Origin of the sequence: Streptomyces sp. NBC_00448 (assembly GCF_036014115.1) — a bacterium.
GTDB lineage: Bacteria > Actinomycetota > Actinomycetes > Streptomycetales > Streptomycetaceae > Actinacidiphila.
In genome coordinates, this window is the sequence record NZ_CP107913.1 from 4,918,278 (window position 1) to 4,940,877 (window position 22,600).

Consider the following 22,600-nt stretch of genomic DNA (forward strand, 5'->3'; position numbering starts at 1 on the left):
CGTCGTCACCGACGTAGGGGGCTGCGCCGGTCGGCGAGGATACGTGGACGGCGGCAGTGGTGTCAGCCGTTCGGCGGAGTGGGCCGGAGGGCGCCCGGGCCCTGCACAATGGTGGGCGTGAGCAGCACCGACCGTCCGCACGCGAATCCGCCGGCCACCGGTGCCGGTGAGGAGGGCGGGCGCTACCAGCCGTTCGCGCACCTCACCACCGAGAACTGCGCCCTCTACCGGCAGATGATGGGGGCCTTCGTACGGGCCAAGCAGGAGTTCTCCGTTCATCTGCGCCCGGAGGACGTGCACCTGGGGCTGGCTGCGGAGGAGCGTCCTTCGCTGGACGCGGTGGCGACGGCGCTGGAACGGCTCGCCAGATGGGGCAACCTGCGGGCCGACCCGGACACCAGCCGCGTGACGGCGCTGGAGGACTTCTACCGGGCCCGGCACATCTACCAGCTCACCCGCGAGGGTGAGGCCGCCGAAGAGGCGCTGGCCGCCTACGACGAGGCGCTGGGGCGTCGCGGTGAGTTGCAGGCGGTGGCGCTCGCCGACATCACGGTGCAGCTGCGGGCGCTGCTGGTGATGGCCGAACGCGCAGAGAAGGACCCGACTCTGGTCCACCTCTCCCTGCTGGCCCTGGTCGACCGCTTCGCCGGGCTGGCCGAGAACGCGCGGGCGTTCATGAGCTCGCTCCAGCGGACGGTTGATCTGCACGAAGCCGAGGTGGAGGTTTTCCTCGCCTACAAGCAGCGGCTCATCAAGTACCTGGAGCGGTTCATCGAGGACCTGGTCACCCGGGGCGCCGAGATCGCCGGCCTGCTGGGGGAACTGGGCGGGCCGCCGGACGGCCCGGTCGAGCCGTTGCTTCGGCTGGCCGCCGAACGCGACGCGTCCGACGCGGCCCCGGACCTCGCCGCCGAGGCCCTGGCCGCCGCCGAGATCCGCTGGCAGGGACGCTGGGAGGGGTTGCGGGCGTGGTTCGTCAGCGTCCCGGGCCGCAACTCCCAGGCGAAGCTGCTGCGGGCGGCCGCGCGCCAGGCGATCCCGCAGCTGCTCTCGGTGGTGAGGGCGCTGAACGAGCGGCGGGCCGGGCGCTCGGACCGCTCGGCCGACTTCCGCGAGCTGGCACGCTGGTTCGCCGAGGCCCCTGATGACGCGGCACGGCACCGGCTGTGGCGTTCCGCCTTCGGCCTGTACTCCGCACGGCACTTGACGATCGACCAGGACTCGCTGGCCGCACAGGAGTCGGAGCCCGTGCCGTCCGCTACGACCTGGTACGACGCGCCGGGCGTGCGGATCAGCCCGCACCTGCGCCGTACCGGTTCGTACGAGCGGCGCGGCCGGGCCAGGGCCGTACAGGACCGGTCGCAGGCCAAGGCGTACCTGGCGGAACTGGCGAACAAGCAGGCCGAGCAGACGGCGGCGGCCAGGGCCCGGCTGGCCACCCGGGGAACAGTACGGCTCAGCGAACTCGGTGAGCTGGACAGGGACGCCTTCCGGCTGTTCCTGCTGCTGCTCGGCGACGCCCTGGCGGGGTGGCGGCCCGACAGGCAGACGGTGTCGGCCACGACCAACGACGGGACGATGGAGATCAGGCTGACGAGAGCGCCCGGCGAGGGGACGGCCGAGATCCGCACCTGCGACGGCGTCCTCCGGGGACCCGAGCACTACGTGGAGGTCGTGGACCTCACGGCAAAGCCGCAGACGGTCGGTGCCGGGCATGAGTGACGACCGGTTGGGCGACGCGCTCGCCGCGCAACGGGCCGAGGAGATCCGGCGGGGCGCGCGGGCGCTCCTGCACCGCCCGCTGCTGCGGGCCGGCAGCGAGGAGTTCAGGTCGGTCCGGCAGCACGCCGCCGAACTGCGCACGTGGTTCGAGCGCAACACCGGCTGGGCGCTGCTGGTGGACGCGGAGGTGGCCCGGCTGCGCCGCGAACCGGGCAGGGACACCGACCCCACCCACCCGGCGCGGGACCAGCGCACCGGGCTGCCCTTCTCCCGGCGCCGCTACGTGCTGGTCTGCCTGTGCCTTGCGGCGCTGGAGCGCGCGGAGCACCAGATCGCGCTCGGGCGGCTGGCGGAGCAGGTGGTCTTGGCGGCGGCCGATCCCGCGCTGGACGAGGCGGGCGTCGCCTTCACCCTGACCGACCGGGAGCAGCGCACCGACCTGGTGGCGGCGGTCCGGCTGCTGCTGGACTGGGGCGTGCTGGCCAAGGTCGCCGGTGACGAGGAGGCGTTCCTCAAGTCGGCCGGCGACGCCCTCTACGACGTGGACCGCCGGGTGCTGGCCGGTCTGCTGGTCTCCCGGCGCGGTCCGAGCACCGTGCGCGCGGCGGACTTCGAGGAGCGTCTCGCCGAACTGGGCGCCGAGGTGCTGCCGGACAGCGACGAGCTGCGCAACCGGGCGCTGCGGCACACCCTGACCCGGCGGCTGCTGGACGATCCGGTGCTGTACGCGGACGAGCTGTCCGACGCCGAGCGTACGTACCTGACCACCCAGCGGGGCGCCCTCACCCGCAGGATCAGCGAACTGACCGGGCTGGTGGCGGAGGTGCGGGCGGAGGGCGTCGCCATGGTGGACCCCGACGACGACCTCACCGACCTGCGGATGCCCGAGCAGGGCACAGACGGCCATGTCGCCCTGCTGATCGCCGAGCACCTCGCGGGCCGGGGCGGCACCGTGGCACGGCATGAGCTGTACCTCCTGGTGACCGGCTGGGCGCTGGAGCACGCCGGGTTCTGGCGGCGCAGCGCGGGCGTTCCGGGCGCCGAGGTCGAACTGGTCGAGCAGGCGGTGGCCCGGCTCACCGCGTTGGGCCTGGTGAGCGAGGACAGTGCGGGCGCGGTCCGGGGCCGCCCGGCGCTCGACCGCTACCGGGTCGGTGAGACGGTCCTCCTGGAGCCGGGGCAGAGCGCACCCCGAAAGAGGCGGCAGACGCCCGCGAAGAGCACGAAGCCGGAGAAAAAGAACGCGAAAGGCGCGAGGACGTGACGAGCTCGACGGTCGGGACACCGCTGCCCGCCCCCGCCTGCTCCCGCTGGCAGCCGCAACGGATCGGCCTGGTCGACCTCTTCTACTACGACGTGGAGGAGTTCCACTTCCGGGACGGCCGCCTGCTGATGCGGGGGAACAACGGCACGGGCAAGTCCAAGGTGCTCGCCCTGACTCTGCCGTTCCTGCTGGACGGCGACATGGCCTCGCACAGGGTGGAGCCCGACGCCGATCCGAAGAAGCGCATGGAGTGGAACCTCCTGCTCGGCGGCGAGCACCCGCACCCCGAGCGGCTCGGCTACACCTGGGTCGAGTTCGGCCGCATGGACGAGGACGGTACCGCCCGTTACACCACCCTCGGCTGCGGTATGAAAGCCGTGGCAGGACGTGGCATCGCCCGGCACTGGTTCTTCGTGACGGACCAGCGGGTCGGCGCGGAGCTGCGGTTGCTGGACTCCACGGGCGCCGCGATAGGCCGTGAGCGGCTGGCCGACGCGCTGGACGGCCGAGGGCTGGTGTACGACTCGGCACGCTCCTACCGCCGGGCGGTGGACGAGGCGCTGTTCGGGCTGGGCGAGCAGCGGTACGCGGCCCTGGTGGACCTGCTGATCCAGCTGCGCCAGCCGCAGCTGTCCAAGCGGCCCAGCGCGAAGGCGCTCTCCCAGGCGCTCACCGAGTCGCTGCCGCCGATGGACCAGGCGGTGGTCGCGGACGTCGCTGAGGCGTTCCGCTCCCTGGACGAGGAGAAGGATCAGCTCGCGGTCATGGCGGCCGCCGAGCGCGCCGCGGCCGCCTTCCTCCAGCACTACCGCCGGTACGCGCGGGTCGCCGCGCGCCGCAAGGCCCGTGCGCCGCGGACCCAGCACTCCCGCTACGAGGCGCAGCGCGCCGAACTCAACACCGCCGAGCAGAAGTTCGCGGCGGCAGGTGTCCAGCTCGCCGAGGCCGACGCCCGGGCGGAGGAGCTGGAGCACCGGCGCATCGGCCTGCGGGCCCAGGACGAGGCGCTGCGGGCAGGTCCCGAGATGCGCAGTGCCCGTGAGTTGGAGCGTGCCGCCGAGGCGGCCCGGCGTACCGCGCGGGACGCGGAGCGCGCCGAGGCCGACGGCCTACGGGCGGAGAGCGAACTGGCCAGGGTCGCCGGCCGGCTCGGCGCGGCCCGCTCCCGTGCCGACACGGCCGACCGGACCTCGCGGATGTCCCTCGACGGTACGGGTGAGGCGGCGGCGGTCGCCGGGCTGGGGCGTGAGCACGCCGACCGGGTGGTGTCCGACGTTTCCCAGGGAGGGGAGCCGGAGACCGCGCGGCACGCCGCGAACGAGTTCACGGACCGCCGGCTGCGGTCGATCGCACTGGTCGAGAAGGAGGCGGCCGTCGCGCAGGAGGCGTGGCAGGGCCTGGACCGCGCTCGGCGGCGGCTGGAGGACGCGGACGGCGAGCTGGCCCGGCGTGCCGACCTGCGGGCCGAGGCCGAGGAAGGGGCGATCGGGGCGGGCCAGGAGTACCTGGCGGCGGTCCGCGCGCACTTCACCGCATGCTCCCTGCTGCGTCCGCCGCACATCGAAGGCGTGCTCGACGAACTGGCTCGGTGGGTCGAGACGCTGTCCGGCGCCGACCCCGCACGGGTGGCGGCCCACCAGACAGCTGCGGCGGTCGGCGCGGAGACGGCACGGCGGCTGGCCGAGCTGGAGACCGAGCGGCAGCGGGCGGGCGAGCACCGCGACCGGCTGCGGGCGGAGCTGGCCGAGCTGAGGGCGGGCGGCCAGCGCGGCCCGCTCCCTCCGCACACCCGATCCGCCGATGCCCGGCGGGAGTGTCCGGGCGCGCCGCTGTGGCGGCTGGTGGACTTCGCCGACGACTCCCTGACCGCGGGCCGACGGGCCGGGCTTGAGGCGGCGCTGGAGGCGTCCGGCCTGCTCGACGCCTGGGTCGGCCCGGACGGGGCAGTGGTTCACGCCGGCAAGGGTGACACCCTCGCGACCGCGGGGGCGCCGGTGGACGGTCCTTCGCTGGCCGGACTGCTGCGCCCCGCGGTGGACAGGGCGGACACGGCCGCGGCCGAACTCACCGACGACCTCATCGTCCGGCTCTTGGCCGGAATCGGCCTGGTGGGCCCGGACGACCCGCTTCCCGACTCCGGCACATGGCTCGGGCCCGACGGCCGCTTCCGCCTCGGTGCCCTCACCGGCGCCTGGTCCAAGCCCGCCGCGGAGTACCTGGGCGAAGGCGCCCGCGAGCAGGCGCGGCGGACCAGGATCGCTGGCATCGCGGCGGAAACGGCACAGGTCGAGGAACGGCTCGCCGAACTCGTGGCCCGCGGCGAGATTCTGGAGACGCAGCTGCGAACCCTCGCCGACGAGCAGCACCGGCTGCCCGACGACTCCGGCCTGCGCGACGGGCATGCCGCCGTGACCGCCGCCCAACGCGAGTACGCCCGGGCCGCCCAGCGGCGTGAGGAGACCGGTCAGGCGGCGGAAGAAGCGGCTGCCGAGGCGGAACGGGCGGCGGGCGAACTGCGCTCACTCGCCGAGGAGCTGGCCCTCCCGAGCGGCCTCGGCGCCCTGCGCGAACTGCGGGACGCTGTTGCCGGCTACCGCGAGAGCCTCGCCGCGCTGTGGCCGGCGGTACGGGAAGCCCGTTCCGCGCGCGCGGCCCTCGCCGCCGAGGAAGCCGACCACGTTCGGGCCGCCGAGCATGCCGAGGAGCTGGCCGAACGCTCCCGCGCGGCCGCCCGTGAGGCCGTCGCCGCCCAGGAGCGCCACGAGACCCTGACCGCGACGGTCGGAGCGGCCGTGGCCGACTTGCAGCGCCGGCTCGACGCGGTGGCCGCCGCGCTGGGGGACTGCGACGAGGCCGAGCGCGCCACCCGCCGGGATCATGACGACGCCACGCGTCGCCAGGCGGCGGCCGACACCCTGCGCGCCCGTGTGCGTACCGAGATCGAGGAGACGGTACGGACACGGGCCGAGGCCGTCGACACGCTCCGCCGCTTCGCCGCGACCGGCCTGCTCGCCGTCGCGTTGCCCGACCTGGAGATCGCCTCCGACTCCTGGGCCCCCGACCCCGCGGTCCGACTCGCCCGCGCCGTGGAGCGCGAACTGGAAGCCGTGGACGACTCCGACCCGGCCTGGGACCAGGTGCAACGCAAGATCACCGAGGAACTCAAGGACCTCTCCGACGCCCTCTCCCGCCACGGCCACTCGGCCGCGGCTCGGATGCTGGAGGACGGCCTCGTCGTGGACGTCGTCTTCCAGGGGCGCGAGCGTTCCGTCCCCGAACTGGCCGCAGCCCTGGCCACCGAGGTCGAGGACCGCAGCCAACTGCTGTCCGCCCGTGAGCAGGAGATCCTGGAGAACCACCTGATCACCGAGGTCGCCGGCACCCTCCAGGAGCTGGTCAGCGCCGCCGAGCAGCAGGTGCTGCGGATGAACGAGGAGCTCAGGGACCGCCCGACAAGCACCGGCATGCGGCTGCGCCTCGTCTGGCGGCCGGCCCGCAACGCCCCCGGAGGACTGCCGGCCGCCCGCGACCGTCTGCTGCGCCAGTCGTCGGACGCCTGGACGGCCGCCGACCGCGCCGCGCTCGGCGAGTTCCTCCAGGCCCAGATCGAACGCGCACGTACCGAGAACCCCGCGGGTACCTGGCTGGAGCACCTCACCGCCGCGCTCGACTACCGCGCCTGGCACGAGTTCGGCATCGAACGCCACCAGCACGGAAAGTGGCAGTCGGCCACGGGGCCGGCGTCGGGAGGCGAGCGGGTGCTGTCCGTCTCCTTGCCGCTGTTCGCCGCCGCCTCCTCGCACTACGCGTCGGCGGGCAACCCGCACGCCCCTCGTCTGGTCACGCTCGACGAGGCGTTCGCCGGTGTGGACGACGACTCCCGGGCCAAGTCCCTCGGCCTCCTGGCCGCGTTCGACCTGGACGTGGTGATGACGTCCGAACGCGAATGGGGCTGCTACCCGCAGGTCCCCGGCCTGGCCATCGCCCAGCTGTCCCGGGTGGACGAGATCGCCGCCGTCCTCGTCACCCGCTGGGAATGGGACGGCATGCGGCGCACCCGGGTCACCGGCGCGAAGGCCGAGGCTGCCGCTCCGGAGGTGCCGGGTCCGCGCCGGGGAGAACTCTGAGGCCGTGGACCTTCCTCGCCTGCGGCGCCTGCTCGGCGGCCCGGAGACCACGTGGCTGGTACAGCGCGTCCGAAACCGCCTGGCCGCCGGACATCCGCTGGACACCTCGGCCACGCTCAGGCCCGCGACCCCCGAGCAGCGCCGCGCGGCCGAATCGCTGCTGGGCCGCCGGCTGCGGTCGGGCGCCTCCCTGACCGTGCCTCTGGCGGAGGTCGACCGCGTCCTGCGCGAATCCCTCGCCAGCCCGGACGGTCTGGCAGCGGCGGTCGTCGCGCTCACCGGGCCGGTCGCGGACAAACGGGCGCAGGAAACCGCGCTCGCCGCCTCCTGGCGGCAGGCACTGGAGGAGCTGGACCAGCCCACCGTCACGGACCGGCCGGCCCTGGCACCCTGGCCGGCCGTGGTGGCCTCGAGCGGTCTCCTCAAGCGGCTCTCCGGCGGCGACCCCGCCACCGCGCGGCGCCTGGCCGCCGACGCCGTACGGGTACTCATCCGGCTCCCCGCCGACGGCCTCGCCCTCCCGGTGCTGGCCGCCCGCACCGTCGGCGACGCGCATGCGCTGGACGAGGGGCGACCGCTCACCACGCTCGTGCTGTCCGCCGTACGGCACCTCGCTGAACTGCCCGCGGAGGCGACCGCAGGCGCCGACGGCCGACGAGCCGCATGGGCCGCTGTCGGAGTGGCGCGGGACGAACTCTCCTCACGTGTCCTCACCCTGGGCCTGCCCGGTTCCGGCAACGGCGCCGTCGGCCGGATGCTCGCAGCTGCTCGCGACGAAGGGGAACCTGCGGTCCTGACGCTGCGCCAGACGGCCCGCCGGGTTCCCGACCTGGGACTCCACGACCGTCTGGTGCGGGTCTGCGAGAACCCGGCGGTGCTCGCTGCGGCAGCTGACGAACTCGGCCCCGGCTGCCCCCCGCTGATCTGCACGGAGGGCACCCTCTCCGCTGCCGCGCGCGGCCTGCTGCGACACCTTCTCGACAGGGGCTGCCGCCTGGCCTTCCACAGCGACTTCGACTGGGGCGGAGTCCGCATCGCCAGCAGCCTTCTGCGCCTCTTCGACGCCACACCGTGGCGCTACGACGCCCCCTCCTATCTGGCAGCCGTCGAACGGGGCCTGGGAACCTCCCTCAGCACCGGATCGCCTGTACCGACTCCTTGGGACCCGGCCCTCGGCGAGGCTCTCGGGCACCACCGCGTCCGTGTCGAGGAGGAGCACCTCATCGCCGACCTCATCGCCGACCTCTGCTCGCCGTAAGGGCAGCTCGACCACGGTCAAGCGGCGTCCACCCAGGTCAGCCCGTGATGCATGAGCGCGGCTTGACCGAGGTCACCATCGTGCCGAGCCGGATCGTCGACGCCGCCCCGGCCGCGGCCGTCAAGGTGGGCACGGCCCCGTACCAGGGCCCGTCCCGGAACGTCCCCGCCACGACAGGTGGTCATAGGTGTAGGCCGCGTGGAACCCCAGTTCCCCGCGGGCGGGGGATACGGCGCCGCCGGTGAGCAACCGGCGAAGGTCCGGGCCCGGATCTTCCGTGCCGGTGTGCCGGGCGGGTGAACGTCGTGTCGGGCTCGCCGAAAAACCTGGTCGGGGCCGTCGTCGGCGGCCTGGGACAAGGGCTGTGCGGGCAGGGCGCCCGCCTCCCGGGCCTCGGTCCGAAATGCCGTGATTGCACCATCCGGGTGGCGTTGATGTGAATATCGCCGAACCCGAGGTGCGGCTCCACGCATTGTGTGCTCGTTTCCGCATCATCGGATTAGTCAGTTCACCGCATGACGAGAACAGGAAGCGAGAGGTCGATGGCTGCCGACATCAAGACGTTCTGGGGCGCGCTGCTCAGCGTGCTGCTCAAGTGCATCGCCGCGTTGGGATTCGCCACTCCGGACCGCACCGCGGCCCGTCGGCAGGCTGTCGCCGCCGACATCACCGCCGCCACCGTCGAGAACACCGCGCGGGCCGCGGTGGGGACACGAGCGGAGGTGGCGGCGGGCGCCCCGACAAGTACGGTGCCGGCCCCGGTCGGCCCGCCGGCGCCGCCGAAGCGCCGAGGAGCGGGCGCCCGCATCCCCGCGCCGCGTGCGGCCGAGTCGCGCCTGGTGCGCAGGAGCCGGGGGCGGACGCTGCCGCCCACCATGAAGCAGCGCATCGGCGCCGAAGCACACGGCACCTCGCCCAGCGCCCGCAGCCTGCGCACCGCCGACGGGCTGGACGAGTTCGGTGACCTCGGCGCCCTCGCCGCCGCGGCCGGCGCACCCGCTGCCGCCGCCGCGTCGACCGGTTCGACCACCTCCACCGACCTCGGCGCCCAGCCGCACCGCGAGAACGCCCCGAGCCGGTCCGGCGCCGCGCAGGCCACCCGCGAGCTCTTCACCCGCGCCGCCTGATCCAGCGCCGTTTCACCCGATGAACGCGTTCGACTCGATTCACCAGCAAAACCCCTTCGTGGCAACGCGGTTGACCCCTCGACCGACACCGGCCACGGCTTGAACCAGCGGCTCCGCTGAGCGGATCTGCGCACCACCGAGCGGGACAAGGTTGCGGTGCGGAAGGATGGGGCAGTGACCCCAGCCACCGAGCCAGCCGAGTCTTCCGACGCCCGCCACCGGCCCGAGGCCCACACGGACCCCAGGACCGGGCCCGAGAACCACCAGCAGAACCAGCAGGATGAGCAGGACGACAGGCACGACGGACCCGGCCGACAGAGCCGGCACGACGAGCACGACAGGTACGAGCACCACCAACAGCACCACCAACAGACTTACGAAAAGACCTTCACCGACCCCGGACCGCGGCTGATCGCCACCGATCTGGACGGCACGCTGCTGCGGGACGACAAGACGATCTCGCAGCGGACGACCGCCGCCCTGGCCGCCGCCGAGGACGCAGGCGTCGAGGTCTTCTTCGTCACCGGCCGCCCCCTGCGCTGGATGGGCGTGGTCGCCCAGCACCTCGCCGGGCACGGTATGGCCATCGTCGCGAACGGTGCCGCGGTCTACGACCTGCGGGCCGGCACGCTGATCGAGGCGTTCCCGCTGCCCGAGGACGACGCGCTGGCGATCGCGCACGCGCTGCGTGCGGCGGTCCCTGGTACGACCTTCGCGGTCGAGCGCACCTTCGGCTTCCGGCGTGAGCCCGACTATCCGGCGATCGAAGCCGACAGTTCCGTGCCCCGCGCGGGCATCGAGGAACTCCTGGCCGCCGACCGCGCCCAGCCGCTGCTGAAACTGCTGGCCAAGCACCCTTCCCTCGACCCGGACGAGTTCCTCGCCCTCGCGCTCACGGTGGCAGGCGGGCACGGCGAGGTCACCCGCTCCAGCGAGTCCGCGCTGCTGGAGATCAGCGGCACGGGCGTCAGCAAGGCCACCACCTTGGCCAAGTGCTGCGCCGAACGCGGGGTGACCGCCGCCGAGGTGGTCGCCTTCGGTGACATGCCGAACGACCTGGCGATGCTGAGCTGGGCCGGCACGTCCTACGCCGTCGCCAACGCCCATCCGCAGGTGCTGGCGACCACCACGTACCGCACCGAGTCCAACGACGACGACGGTGTGGCCCGCGTCATCGAACGCGTCCTCGCCGCCCGCGCCGAGCGCGCCGAACGCGCTGCTCTCGAACACGACCCCGACGTCCTCCCGCGCCGCGACCTGCGCTGACCGGACGGCCCGAATCGCCCGGACAGCCCGGCCCACGCAGCCCCGGCGTCAGACCCCCACCGGCTCCCGGGAGCCACGGGCCGTCTCCGTGCTCCGCTCCCGTTCCAGGGTGCGGCGGAACGGCCCTTCGACAGCGGCCAGTTCGTCGTACCCGCCGCGCTGCACGACGCGCCCGCCGGACAGCACCACGACCTCGTCCACGGCGCCGTCCGCGAGCCCGGCCAGGCGGTGGGTGATCAGTACGGTCGTACGGCCGCGGGTGGCCGCCAGCAGATCGGCGGTGAGGGCGTCCGCGGTGGGCAGGTCCAGGTGCTCCGCGGGTTCGTCGAGGACGAGGACGGGGAAGTCGGCCAGCAGCGCGCGGGCCAGCGCGAGCCGCTGCCGCATGCCCCCGGACAGCCGGGCGCCGTGCTCACCGACCTCCGCGTCCAGGTCGAGTTCGAGCCGTGCCGCGGCCAGCGCCTCCCGCAACTCGCCGTCGGGTGCGCCGGGCCTGGCCAGCCGCAGGTTCTCCCGCACGGTGCTGGCGAACACATGCGCGTCCTGCGCGCACAGACCGACCAGCCGCCGCACCTCGTCGCCGTCGAGCGCCGCGGCGTCCTCGCCGGCCAGCGTGTACGAACCCCGCTCCGCGTCGAGGAACCGCAGCAGTACGTGCGCCAGCGTGGTCTTGCCCGCGCCCGACGGCCCGACGACCGCGATCCGGCGGCCTGGCGTCAACGTCAGGTCGACGCCGTCCAGCGCGGGCCGCTCCTGTCCGGGGTGACGAGCGGTCAGCCCGCTCAGCACCAGCGGATACGGCGTCTCAGGGATCTTCCGCGGCCGCTCGGGCTCCTGTACGGGCACGGGCGCGTCCAGCACGTCCCGTACACGCTGTGCCGCCCTGTGGCTGCGCTGCCGCTGCTGGGCGGCCGACGGCAGCCCGGCGACGGCCTCGAAGGCGGCGAGCGGGAGCAGCACGAGTACGGCGAGCACGACGCCGTGCAGCTGGTGCGCGGCGACCGCCCGCACGCCCACCCAGGCGCATCCGGTGACCGTAAGGCCGGTGACCAGTGCGGTGAGTCCTGCGCCGAGCGCGGTGGCGGCGGCCGAGCGGGCCGTGATCCGGCGCAGCGTCAGGTCGGCGTCGGCGGCCCGTGCGCGCCGCCCGGGCAGGGCGCCCGACACGGTCAGCTCGGCGGTGCCGGTGAACAGCCCGAGCACCCGGGCGGACAGCTCGCCCCTGGCGGGCGCGAGCCGGTCCTCGGTTCGGCGGGCCACCGCCACGGACAGCGCGGGCACGGCCACGCCCGCGACGAGCAGTCCCGCGCCGAGCACGGCACCGGCCGCGGGCAGCAGCCACCCGGTGAAGGCGGCCGCACCGATCCCGGTCACCGCCGCGGTCACGGCGGGCAGCAGCCAACGCAGGTAGTGGTCCTGGACGCCGTCCACGTCGGCGACCAGCCTCGAGAGCAGGTCGCCACGACCGGTGCGGCCGAGCCCGGCGGGCGCCAGCCGCTCCAGCCTGCGGAAGACGGCCACCCGTACGCCGCCGAGCGCACGGAAGACCGCGTCGTGGCCGACCAGCCGCTCCCCGTACCGGAAGGCGGCGCGACCGATGCCGAAGGTACGGGTCGCGGTGACGGCGACCATCAGGTAGAGCACGGGCGGCTGCTGGGCGGCGCGGCTGATCAGCCAGCCCGAGGTGCCGATCAGGCCGACCGCGCAGCCGAGGGCGAGCACCCCGAGCGCGCAGGCACCCGCGAACCGGACCCGGAACCCGCGGGTCTCGCGGGCCTCGACGAAAGTGCCGATGCCCCGAAGGCGCCTGCCGGGGGCCGGATCGTCGAAGGGTGCCGCGGCCGGCTCAGCCGGTGCCACGGCCTGCGACGGCTCGGACGAGGACGGCGCCTGGGCCGGCTCGGAGACCGTGCGAAGCGCGGACTGCGCAGGTCCCGCCGCGGCGAGGAACTGGACCTGGTCGGCCAGCGGCAGCAGAGCGGGGCGGTGCGCGATGAGCAGGACCGTGCGGGTGGCAGACAGTTCGCGCAGGGCGGCGACGACCTCCGCCTCGGTGTCTCCGTCCAGGTTGGCGGTGGGCTCGTCGAGCAGCAGCAGGGGCCGGTCGGCGAGAAAGGCGCGGGCCAGGGCGAGCCGTTGCCGCTGGCCGGCCGACAGTCCCGCGCCGTCCTCCCCGATGACGTCGTCGGGAGCGGCGAACCCGGCCACCCCGGCAGCGGCCAGTGCGGACCGTACCTGCGACTCGCTCGCGTCGGGACGGGCCAGCCGCACGTTCTCCGCGACGGTCCCGGCGAACAGGTGCGGCCGCTGCGGCACCCAGGCGATCTGCCGGTGCCAGGAGGCGCGGTCGATGTCGGCGAGGTCGATCCCGTCCACGAGGATGCGCCCGGTGGACGGCTGGACGAAGCTGAGCAGGGCCCGCAGCAGCGTGGACTTGCCCACGCCGCTCGGCCCGGTGACCGCGACCGTCCGGCCGGGCGCGAGTTCCAGCGTGGTCCGGGCCAACCGCCCGTCCCGCGCCACCTCGACGCCCTCGACGAGGACCGTGGCCTTCCGCAGGTCCGGCGCGGGCACCCGGCCGGTATCCGTGGCCGACGCGCCCGGGAGCCCGGTCTCCAGCACCTCGAAGACCTCCTCCGCCGCCGACAGCCCCTCTGCCGCCGCGTGGTACTGAGCACCCACCTGCCGCAGCGGCAGATACGCCTCCGGAGCGAGCACCAGGACCAGCAGCCCGGTGCGCAGGTCGAGTTCGCCGTGCACCAGCCGCATGCCGATGCCGACGGCGACCAGCGCGACCGAGATGGTGGCGAGCAGTTCCAGCACGAAGGACGAGAGGAAGGCGATCCGCAGGGTTCGCAGGGTGGCCCGCCGGTAGTCGTCGGTGATCTTCCGGATGTTGTCGGCCTGCGCCTTGGCCCGGCCGAAGACCTTCAGCGTGGGCAGTCCGGCGACCACGTCGAGGAAGTGCCCGGACAGCCGCGCAAGCAGCCGCCACTGGCGATCCATCCGGTCCCGGGTCGCCCACCCGACCAGCGCCATGAACAGCGGCACCAGCGGCAGCGTCACCACGATAGTGACCGCGGAGATCCAGTCCGCGGTGGCGATCCGGGCCAGCACCACCAGCGGCACGACCGCGGCGAGCCCGAGTTGCGGCAGATAGCGGGAGAAGTAGTCGTCGAGTGCGTCCACCCCGCGGGTGGCGAGCGTGGTCAGCTCGCCACCGCGCTGCCCGGTCAGCCAGTTCGGGCCGAGCGCGGTGGCATGAGCGAGCAGCCGCTGCCGTAGCTGCGACTTGACCGCCGCGCCGGCCCGGTGCGCGCACAGTTCGGTGAGCCAGGCCACCAGCGCCCGCCCCACCGCCACCGCGGCCAGCGCGATCAGGTCGCCGCGCAACGCACCCACCCCGCGGCCCTGCTGGAAGCCGCCGACCACCACGTCGGCGATCAGCACCGCTTGGGCGACCATCAGTCCGGCCCCCGCCAGGCCCAGCAGCACCGAGCCGGCGAGGAAGATCCGAGTGGTCCGCGCATACCGCAGCAGTCGGGGATCGATCGGTTTCACGTGGAACATCCCCTTTCGTGTTTCACGTGGAACATGAGCAGAGGGGGCTTGACCTGGCGGGACATGATCAGTGCGCCGCTTCCGCGATGTGCTGGGTGCCGATCCGCTTGCGGAAGACCCAGTACGTCCAGCCCTGGTAGAGCATCACCAGCGGAGTCGCGATGGCCGCGCACCAGGTCATGATCCGCAGCGTGTACGGGGTCGCGGAGGCGTTGCCGACGGTCAGGCTCCAGGCACCGTTCAGCGAGGACGGCATCACGTCCGGGAAGAGTGTGAGGAAGTACATCGCGATGGTGGCGGCGATCGTCACCCCGGAGAAGGCGAACGACCAGCCCTCCCGCCCGGCGCGGTTCGCGACGAGCGCGGCGAGCATCGCCACGAGGGCGACCACCAGGGCGGGCAGGCTGCGGGCGCCGCCGCTGTGCACCTGCGTCCAGACCAGGAAGACCGCCGCGAGCACCGCCGTGACCAGGCCGACCCTGCTGGCCATCGCCCGGGCCCGGTCCCGGATCGGCCCGACCGTCTTCAGCGCGGTGAACACCGCGCCGTGGAAGGTGAACAGCGCCAGCGTGACCAGCCCGCCGAGCAGCGCATAGCCGCCGAGCAGGTCCCCCAGGTTGCCCACGTACTCCTTGTTCGCGTCGATCTTCACGCCCCGCACGATGTTGGCGAACGCCACCCCCCACAGCACGGCGGGCAGTAGCGAGGTCCAGAAGATCGCGTGCTCCCAGTTGCGCTGCCAGCGCTCCTCGGGTCGCTTGGCGCGGTACTCGAACGCGACCCCGCGGACGATCAGGCAGACCAGGATCAACAGCAGCGGCAGGTAGAAGCCGGAGAAGAGCGTGGCGTACCAGTCCGGGAAGGCCGCGAAGGTGGCGCCGCCCGCGCTGAGCAGCCACACCTCGTTGCCGTCCCAGACCGGCCCGATCGTGTTGATCAGCACCCGCCGCTCGGTGCGGTCGCGGGCGAGCAGCTTGGTGAGGACGCCGACCCCGAAGTCGAAGCCCTCCAGGAAGAAGTAGCCCGTCCACAGGATGGCGATGATGACGAACCAGACGTCGTGCAGATGCATGTCCCGTATCCCTTCCGTTCCGTCGTCAGTCCGTCAGTACGAGAAGGCCATCGGCCGGTCGGCGTCCGTGGACGCGCCGGTGCTGTCGCCACCGGGACCGCCGCCGATCCTGGTCGGGGGGTTCAGGTCGGCCTCGGTGAGCTCGGGCGGCCCCTGCTTGGCGTACTTCACCAGCAGCCTGACCTCGACCACCGCGAGCAGCCCGTAGAGCAGCGTGAAGACGATCAGCGAGGTCAGCACATAGCCGACGGACACCCCGGGGGAGACCGCGTCCTTGGTGCGCAGCACGCCGTAGACCACCCAGGGCTGGCGGCCGGTCTCGGTGAAGATCCAGCCCCAGGAGTTGGCGATCAGCGGGAAGACCATGGTCAGCAGGGCGATCCGCCAGTACCAGCGGGACAGCCGCGAGCCGAGCCCGAGGGTGCGGGTGAGCATCAGGTGCGGCACCTCGTCCTCGCCGGTGCGCCGATCCGGCGCGAGCCAGAAACGGCGGCGGGTCAGCCACAGCCCGGCCGCACCGATCCCGATGGAGACCACGCCGAAGCCGATCATCCAGCGGAAGCCCCAGTACTCGACCGGGATGTTCGGCCGGTAGTCGCCGGGACCGTACTTCTTCTGCTCGGCCTTGTTCACGTCGTTGATGCCGCCGACGTAGCTGGTGAAGTCGTCGGTGGCGAGGAAGGAGAGCAGGTTGGGGATGTCGATGGCGACCTCGTTGTGCCCCTTGTTGACGTCGCCGACCGCGAAGACCGAGAAGGGCGCGCCCTTCTGACCGTCCCACAGCGCCTCGGCCGCGGCCATCTTCATCGGCTGCTGCTTGAACATCACCTTGCCGAGGGTGTCGCCGCTGATCGCGGTGAGCGCCCCGGCGACCACCGCGACGACCAGCGCCATCCTCAGCGAGGAGCGCATCACCGCGATGTGCTGCTTGCGGGCCAGGTGGTAGGCGGCGATGCCGATCATGAACGCGGCACCGGTGAGGAAGGCCGCGGACATGATGTGGAAGAACTGCGCGAGCGCGGTGTTCTGGGTGAGCACCGCCCAGAAGTCGGTGAGTTCGGCCCGCTTGGTCTTCGGGTTGTAGTGGTAGCCGACCGGGTGCTGCATCCAGGAGTTGGCGGCCAGGATGAAGTACGCGGACAGGATGGTGCCGATCGACACCATCCAGATGCAGCCGAGGTGGATGCGTTTGGGCAGCTTGTCCCAGCCGAAGATCCACAGGCCGATGAAGGTCGACTCGAAGAAGAACGCGATCAGCGCCTCGAAGGCGAGCGGCGCGCCGAAGACATCGCCGACGAAGCGTGAGTAGTCAGACCAGTTCATACCGAACTGGAACTCCTGCACGATCCCGGTCACCACGCCCATGGCGATGTTGATCAGGAAGAGCTTGCCCCAGAACTTGGTGGCTCCGAGGTACTTCTCCTTGCCGGTGCGCACCCAGGCGGTCTGCAGTGCCGCGGTGAGCGCGGAGAGCGAGATCGTCAGGGGGACGAAGAGGAAGTGGTAGACGGTCGTCACGCCGAACTGCCACCGGGCGACGTTCAGTGGCTCCAAAGCGAGCTGCACGATACGTCTCCTTTACTGCCGATACGCGTTCTGCTTGTGAACGTGAACTCATTCACAAGGAGTATCGCGCACATGCGTTCGCCCCCTGCCACCGGGGGGTGAGAGGGGGCGAATTAGCAGGTCAAAGCACTTTTTACCCGGTGGCGCTCCGGCTACAGCTCCTTGCGGAACGACTCAGCGGTCCGCAGCATGATGTCGTTGGCCTCGGTCTCCCCGATCGTGATCCGCGCCCCCTCGGCACCGAACGGCCGGACCGTCACACCCGCCCGCTCGCAGGCCGCCGCGAAGTCCGCGGTGCGCTCCCCCAGCCGCAACCACACGAAGTTCGCCTGCGTCTCGGGCACCGTCCAACCCTGATCGGCCAGCGCCGTGGCGACCCGGGCGCGCTCCACGACCAGACCCGCGACCCGCTCCAGCAGCGCCGGCTCGGCCCGCAGGCTGGCGATCGCCGCGTCCTGCGCGAGCTGGCTCACCCCGAACGGCACCGCGGTCTTCCGCAGCGCCTCGGCCACCGGCTCGTGCGCGATCGCGAAACCGATCCGCAGCCCGGCCAGGCCGTACGCCTTGGAGAAGGTGCGCAGCACCGCGACGTTCGGGCGGTCACGGTAGAGGTCGACGCCGTCGGGCACCTCGGGGTCGGTGTTGAACTCGCGGTACGCCTCGTCCAGGACGACCAGCACATCGGCCGGTACCCGGTCCAGGAAGCGCTCCAGTTCCGCCCGGCGCACCACGGTGCCGGTCGGGTTGTTCGGGTTGCAGACGAAGATCAGCCGGGTCCGGTCGGTGATCGCGGCCGCCATCGCGTCCAGGTCGTGCACCTCGGCCGCGTCCAGCGGCACTTGCACCGCCCGGGCACCACTGATCTGGGTGATGATCGGATACGCCTCGAACGACCGCCAGGCGTAGATCACCTCGTCGCCCGGCCCCGAGGTCACCTGGAGCAGTTGCTGGGCCACGCCGACCGAGCCGGTGCCGGTGGCGATGTGTCCGACCGGTACGTCGAACCGCGTCGCCAGTTCCGCGGTCAGCGCGGCACAGGACAGGTCGGGATAGCGGTTGAAGGAGGCCGCGGCAGCGGCCGCCGCCTCCAGCACGCCGGGCAGCGGGGGATACGGGTTCTCGTTCGAGGACAGCTTGAAGGCGGGCCCCGAGGCGCCGTCCTCCTCCGTGGCCGGGGGTCGCCCGGGCTTGTACGTCGGGATGCCGTCCAGTTCCGCGCGCAGCTTGGGGGTGGTCATGGCCACACCCTACGAGGGCCGCCGCGAACGGGGGAGGTGCGCTACGTCACCGTGCGCGCTGGTAGCGCGCGCCCTGGCGCGCGTCCCCCGTAGGAGTGAGTTGCCGACAGTGATCCCGGCGGACCAATGGCCGGGCGAAGACCGCTACCGGGCCGCTATCTGCCCGGCCTGCCGCCCTGCCGCCTGCATATTCCACCTTGCATACGGCTTTGAATCTTGCAGAAACCGTTCTTCCTGAGGCCCCCATGGCTGGCAGCCGTACGGACCAGTGCCGCCCTACTATCGGCTCGCCATGACAGCAGCAGGGAATCACCAGGCGAGCCGACCCATCGGACGCCGGCTGGAGCGCGCGGGGATCAGGGACGTCGCCGCCGCCGCCGGCGTCTCGATCACGACTGTCTCCGACGCGCTCAACGGCAAGGGCCGACTACCGGACACCACCAGGCGCCATGTCCGCGAGGTCGCCGACCGGCTGGGCTACCGCCCGTCGGCCGCCGCCCGCACTCTGCGCACCGGAAGATCGGGCCTGATCGGCCTGACAGTGACGACATACGGCGAAGAACCGTTCACCTTCACCGAGTTCGCGTACTTCGCGGAGATGGCCAGAGCCGCCACCTCCGCCGCGCTGGCCCGCGGGTACGCCCTGGTCATCCTGCCCGCCTCCTCCCGGCACGACGTGTGGGGCAACGTGGCGCTGGACGGCACCGTGGTGATCGACCCGTCCGACCAGGACCCGGTGGTCGGCGAACTCGTCCGGCAGGGCGTGCCGGTGGTCAGCGACGGCCGCCCGGCCGGCAGCCTGCCGGTGCACGCCTGGGTGGACAACGACCACGAAGAGGCCGTGCTCGGCATCCTCGACCACCTCGCCGCGGCGGGCGCCCGCAGGATCGGGCTGCTCACCGGCACCAGCACCGACACGTACACCCGGCTGTCCACCACGGCCTACCTGGAGTGGTGCGAACGCGTCGGCCAGGAACCGGTGTACGAGGCGTACCCCGCCCACGATCCCTGCGCGGGAGCCGTCGCCGCGGACCGGTTACTCGCCCGTCCGGACCGCCCCGACGCCGTACACGGACTCTTCGACCCCAACGGCACCGATCTGCTCGCCGCCGCCCGCCGCTACGGCCTGCGCGTCCCCGACGACCTGTTGCTGGTGTGCTGCAGCGAGAGCGGCGGCTACGCGGGCACCGACCCGCCGATCACCACGCTGTCGCTGCAGCCGCGACGGATCGGTACCGCCGTCGTCCAGCTGCTGATCGACGCGATCGAGGGAATCGGGCCCAATCACCCCGTGCAGCAGGTCATGCCGACCGAGCTGATCGTGCGGGCGTCCTCGCAGCGGCGGGCGCACCGCACCACCGTCAGCCCACCGCGTGGTCCGGCCCGTGATGAGGCGTGAACCGCGGGACACTGCCGCGGACCGCCGCGGATCGCCCGCAGAATGCCACGTATCGCCGATCAGTGCCGAACGCCGCTCGCTTCGCGTCCACCGCCGCGCCTCGCCCGACACGGGAGGGTGCGGCGGTACGGACGGCAGGCGCCGAAGTACCGGCCCGACCAGGTGACTACGTGGCGGTTTGTCCAGGGCCCACGAAAACGAGGTGCCTGGGTATGTCACAACGCGCCAGCCGCATTCCTATGATGGGCGGATGGCGGCGCGAGCGTGGAGGGGTCGATGACTCAGGGGGCAGGTCAGGGGTATGAGCCCGACACCGGGTACGAGCCCGCGCCCGGCTACGGGACGGCGCCCGACTTCCAGCCGGCCGACGGGTACGAACCGGGCTACCCGTCGGCGGCGCCCGCCTACGACGGCACCCCGCCACCCGCGGCTCCTCCGGCCTCGGCACCGCCCGGCCATGAGCCGACCCGCCCCGACACGCCGCTGGTACCGCCGGGCTACACCCCCACCGCGCACGACCTGCCCGTGATCACCGACGCGGCGCTGCCGGGCGAGCGTCCCGGCCCGCTCTACGTGGTCGGCGACGTGCACGGCTACCTGGACGAACTCCTCGCCGCCCTGCACGAGTCGGGGCTGGTCGACGAGGACGGCCACTGGTCCGCGGGCAGCGCCCGGCTGTGGTTTCTCGGCGACTTCACCGACCGTGGCCCGGACGGCATCGGCGTGATCGAGCTGGTGATGCAGCTCTCCGCGGAGGCCGCGGCGGCCGGCGGCTACTGCCGCGCCCTGATGGGCAATCACGAACTGCTGCTGCTGGGTGCCCACCGCTTCGGCGACACCCCGGTCAACTCCACCGGCGGCACCGCCTCGTTCCTCGCCGCCTGGCGGCTCAACGGCGGCCAGCCGTCCGACATGGAGCGCCTGGAGGACCGGCATCTGACCTGGATCTCCCGGTTGGACGCCGCCCATCTCACCGACGGCCACCTGCTGGTGCACTCCGACACCACGGCCTACCTCGACTACGGCAACAGCATCGAGGAGATGAACGACGCGGTCACCAGCGTGCTGCAGCGCTCCGACGCCGACGAATGCTGGGATCTGTTCCGCAAGTTCACCAAGCGGTTCGCCTTCCGCGGCGACGGCGGCGCCGAGGCGGCGCGCGAACTGCTGGGCACCTATGGGGGCAAGCGGGTCGTGCACGGCCACAGCCCGATCCCGTACCTGCTCGGCGAGGTCGGCGGGGAGAACCCGGCGGACGGCGAGGCGGCCGCACACGCGGTGCAGGGTCCGATGGTCTACGCCGACAACCTGGCGGTGGCGATGGACGGTGGCGTCACGATGGACGGGCGGCTGCTCGTTGCCCAACTCCCGCTGGTGGGCTAGCTCCTACATTTCCTGGTTGCACCCTGTCAGGGCCCCCCCGTACAGCCCTACCATCGGCAGTATCCGTAGTCCCACCGCTCTCTGGGCATCCGGCAGGCAGAGCTTGTTCCACGTGGAACACCTGCCGCGCACGGAGAGTCGGAGCATCGGGGGATGCACATGACCAGCGCTCCACATCTGCTCACCGAGGACCGCCAGGACTTCGAGCATGTCCTTGACGAGGCGCTGCGTATCGCCATGGACGGTATGGAGGGCGCGGCAGCCGGGGACGGCATGGCCGGTTCCCTGCTGAACGCCGAGCAGTTGCGCACCATGGCCCTCGCCGCCGCTGAGTCGATCGGGGCGCGGGCCGCCGAGGAGTACGAGGTGTACCGCCAGGTCCGCACCGACAGCCGGGCGGCGGCCCGCGAGTCCGCCCGGGCCCGCGACAGCCGGACGTTCAGCTACGCCGCGATGGGTGTCGCGGACCGTACCGGGTCAGGAGCGGGCATCCTCGCGATGATGGCCGTGCTCACACCGCTGCTCGCCGGCGCCGCGGCACTGATCTTCCTGCTGATCGGCTACGCGCTCCAGACGGTGTCCCCGGAGCCCGGGATCGCCTCGCCGCTGCGCACCGCGGGCTGGTTCTTCGCCGCCGTGGCCGCCGCCGCGATCGTGCTCGGCGGTGTCGGCCTGCTGCTGACCGCGCTGCGCGACGGCTCCACCGCGATCCACGACGCGCCCGAGTCGCTGCCGCCGGAAGTCGCGCAGGCGCGTGACGCGTGGCGGCGGGCGCTGCTCGACCGGGGGCTGCTGCCCTTCCTCGACGACGCGCTGGCCGGTCGAGCGGCCATGCCGCCGCCCACCGCACCCGCCTCCGGTCCGCGGATGCCCCGCCTCGGCTACACCCGGCCCGACTTCTCCTCGCCACAGGACCCGCACCGCGCGACGCCCCGGTTCGCCTCGCCCGACTTCACCAGCCCGGACTTCGGCGGCCCGGACCACCGGCCGGACTAGGCCAAGAGCGGCGGCTGGAGCGGTCCGGCCGCCGCCCTGTGTGAAAGGCCGAATGCCCTGCGCGGACGGCCTGCCCTACGACCTGCGCGAACGGCCTGTCCAAACACCTTGACCGCACGGATGGACGTCCCAGGTCGCGGCGGCCGCGCACCGTTGCTTGACTGCTCCCGTACCCGCTCAGAACGGGAGAGGCCCATGCGCGTCCGCCGCCGTACGCTCGCTGCTCTGTGCACGACCATCCCGCTCGCCCTCGCGGCGACCGCGTGCTCCGATTCCTCGGCGGGTCAGGTGACGGGCACCCGAGGTCTCGCCTTCAGCCAGACCATCTCCAACCCCACCCAGGGCCAGGGCACCTGCCACCGGTTCGCCCCGCTCGGCGTCGACCACGTCACCAACAACACCGGTGTCGACATCTGGCTGCACAAGGGACTGGACTGCACGGACCCGGTGGGGCGCCCCAGCACCTACCTGGCCACCACGTTGAGCGCGGGCGTCGCCGAAACCCCGGGCCTGTGGCACAGCTTCTCCACGGTCGGCTGGCCGCCGCCGGTCCCGCCGAACGTAGGCCCGACCCTCAACTAGCGTTCCGCCGGACCCCACTGGGCTCTCCCCCGAGCGGGA

Annotated in this window: 14 protein-coding genes and 1 pseudogene; 10 read left to right on the top strand and 5 right to left on the bottom strand. The window is 72.7% G+C overall.

The features are described from left to right. The first annotated feature begins 117 nt into the window (after nucleotides 1–117). From OG370_RS20955 to OG370_RS20970, 4 genes are read left to right on the top strand one after another with little or no spacing between them, the layout of a single operon-like run. Nucleotides 118–1,722 carry a TIGR02677 family protein gene (locus OG370_RS20955; RefSeq protein ID WP_328466495.1) on the top strand — a complete coding sequence of 535 codons (1,605 nt, stop codon included), beginning with the start codon at nucleotides 118–120 and terminating at the stop codon, nucleotides 1,720–1,722. Beyond that, nucleotides 1,715–2,986, top strand: a complete 1,272-nt coding sequence (locus OG370_RS20960; protein WP_328466497.1) for a TIGR02678 family protein — start codon at nucleotides 1,715–1,717, stop codon at nucleotides 2,984–2,986. The genes OG370_RS20955 and OG370_RS20960 overlap by 8 nt, the downstream gene beginning before the upstream one ends. Beyond that, a complete protein-coding gene (locus OG370_RS20965) occupies nucleotides 2,983–7,113 on the top strand; it encodes a TIGR02680 family protein (RefSeq protein WP_328466499.1) in 4,131 nt (1,376 codons plus the stop codon). The genes OG370_RS20960 and OG370_RS20965 overlap by 4 nt, the downstream gene beginning before the upstream one ends. A 4-nt stretch (nucleotides 7,114–7,117) precedes the next feature. Continuing rightward, the gene (locus OG370_RS20970) at nucleotides 7,118–8,371 is read left to right on the top strand and encodes a TIGR02679 family protein (protein ID WP_328466501.1); all 1,254 of its coding nucleotides are present in this window, start codon (nucleotides 7,118–7,120) and stop codon (nucleotides 8,369–8,371) included. A gap of 43 nt (nucleotides 8,372–8,414) precedes the next feature. On the opposite strand, the pseudogene OG370_RS20975 reads toward OG370_RS20970, so the two are convergent. Next, nucleotides 8,415–8,620 (bottom strand): annotated as a pseudogene (locus OG370_RS20975) (LLM class flavin-dependent oxidoreductase); the annotation flags it as partial. A 293-nt stretch (nucleotides 8,621–8,913) separates the two neighbouring features. On the opposite strand from OG370_RS20975, the gene OG370_RS20980 reads away from it, so the two are divergent. After that, on the top strand, nucleotides 8,914–9,498 hold the full coding sequence (locus OG370_RS20980) for a DUF6344 domain-containing protein (protein WP_328466503.1): 585 nt from the start codon (nucleotides 8,914–8,916) through the stop codon (nucleotides 9,496–9,498). Nucleotides 9,499–9,906: 408 nt separating this feature from the next. After that, complete coding sequence (locus tag OG370_RS20985; RefSeq protein ID WP_328474285.1) at nucleotides 9,907–10,764, top strand: Cof-type HAD-IIB family hydrolase; 858 nt, start codon at nucleotides 9,907–9,909, stop codon at nucleotides 10,762–10,764. A gap of 48 nt (nucleotides 10,765–10,812) precedes the next feature. Here the strand turns inward: OG370_RS20985 and cydD are convergent, their stop codons facing one another. The 4 genes from cydD to hisC form a co-directional block, all read right to left on the bottom strand. Next, nucleotides 10,813–14,325 carry a thiol reductant ABC exporter subunit CydD gene (cydD, locus tag OG370_RS20990; RefSeq protein ID WP_328466505.1) on the bottom strand — a complete coding sequence of 1,171 codons (3,513 nt, stop codon included), beginning with the start codon at nucleotides 14,323–14,325 and terminating at the stop codon, nucleotides 10,813–10,815. A 67-nt stretch (nucleotides 14,326–14,392) separates the two neighbouring features. Next, nucleotides 14,393–15,397 (bottom strand): cytochrome d ubiquinol oxidase subunit II, encoded by a 1,005-nt coding sequence (gene cydB / locus OG370_RS20995; RefSeq protein ID WP_328466507.1) that lies wholly within the window; start codon nucleotides 15,395–15,397, stop codon nucleotides 14,393–14,395. Nucleotides 15,398–15,430: 33 nt separating this feature from the next. After that, nucleotides 15,431–16,963 (bottom strand): cytochrome ubiquinol oxidase subunit I, encoded by a 1,533-nt coding sequence (locus OG370_RS21000; protein ID WP_328466509.1) that lies wholly within the window; start codon nucleotides 16,961–16,963, stop codon nucleotides 15,431–15,433. Nucleotides 16,964–17,115: 152 nt separating this feature from the next. After that, entirely contained in the window at nucleotides 17,116–18,207 is a 1,092-nt protein-coding gene (hisC, locus tag OG370_RS21005) for a histidinol-phosphate transaminase (RefSeq protein ID WP_328466511.1), read from the bottom strand. A gap of 286 nt (nucleotides 18,208–18,493) precedes the next feature. On the opposite strand from hisC, the gene OG370_RS21010 reads away from it, so the two are divergent. The 4 genes from OG370_RS21010 to OG370_RS21025 all read left to right on the top strand — a co-directional run bounded on the left by OG370_RS21010 (nucleotide 18,494) and on the right by OG370_RS21025 (nucleotide 22,561). After that, nucleotides 18,494–19,600, top strand: a complete 1,107-nt coding sequence (locus tag OG370_RS21010; protein WP_328466513.1) for a LacI family DNA-binding transcriptional regulator — start codon at nucleotides 18,494–18,496, stop codon at nucleotides 19,598–19,600. Nucleotides 19,601–19,876: 276 nt separating this feature from the next. Further along, nucleotides 19,877–20,983: a metallophosphoesterase gene (locus OG370_RS21015; RefSeq protein WP_328466515.1), complete on the top strand. Its 1,107-nt coding sequence runs from the start codon at nucleotides 19,877–19,879 to the stop codon at nucleotides 20,981–20,983. A gap of 153 nt (nucleotides 20,984–21,136) precedes the next feature. Further along, on the top strand, nucleotides 21,137–21,979 hold the full coding sequence (locus tag OG370_RS21020; RefSeq protein WP_328466517.1) for a hypothetical protein: 843 nt from the start codon (nucleotides 21,137–21,139) through the stop codon (nucleotides 21,977–21,979). Nucleotides 21,980–22,174: 195 nt separating this feature from the next. After that, complete coding sequence (locus OG370_RS21025) at nucleotides 22,175–22,561, top strand: hypothetical protein (protein WP_328466519.1); 387 nt, start codon at nucleotides 22,175–22,177, stop codon at nucleotides 22,559–22,561. The last annotated feature ends 39 nt before the right edge of the window (nucleotides 22,562–22,600 follow it).

Excerpts from the sequence above, each read along its gene's own strand:
- OG370_RS21015 (WP_328466515.1), top strand. The coding sequence starts at position 19,877 with ATGACTCAGGGGGCAGGTCAGGGGTATGAGCCCGACACCGGGTACGAG.
- OG370_RS21020 (WP_328466517.1), top strand. The coding sequence starts at position 21,137 with ATGCACATGACCAGCGCTCCACATCTGCTCACCGAGGACCGCCAGGAC.
- OG370_RS20980 (WP_328466503.1), top strand. The coding sequence starts at position 8,914 with ATGGCTGCCGACATCAAGACGTTCTGGGGCGCGCTGCTCAGCGTGCTG.
- OG370_RS21010 (WP_328466513.1), top strand. The coding sequence starts at position 18,494 with ATGACAGCAGCAGGGAATCACCAGGCGAGCCGACCCATCGGACGCCGG.
- OG370_RS21025 (WP_328466519.1), top strand. The coding sequence starts at position 22,175 with ATGCGCGTCCGCCGCCGTACGCTCGCTGCTCTGTGCACGACCATCCCG.
- cydB (WP_328466507.1), bottom strand. The coding sequence starts at position 15,397 with ATGCATCTGCACGACGTCTGGTTCGTCATCATCGCCATCCTGTGGACG.
- OG370_RS20960 (WP_328466497.1), top strand. The coding sequence starts at position 1,715 with ATGAGTGACGACCGGTTGGGCGACGCGCTCGCCGCGCAACGGGCCGAG.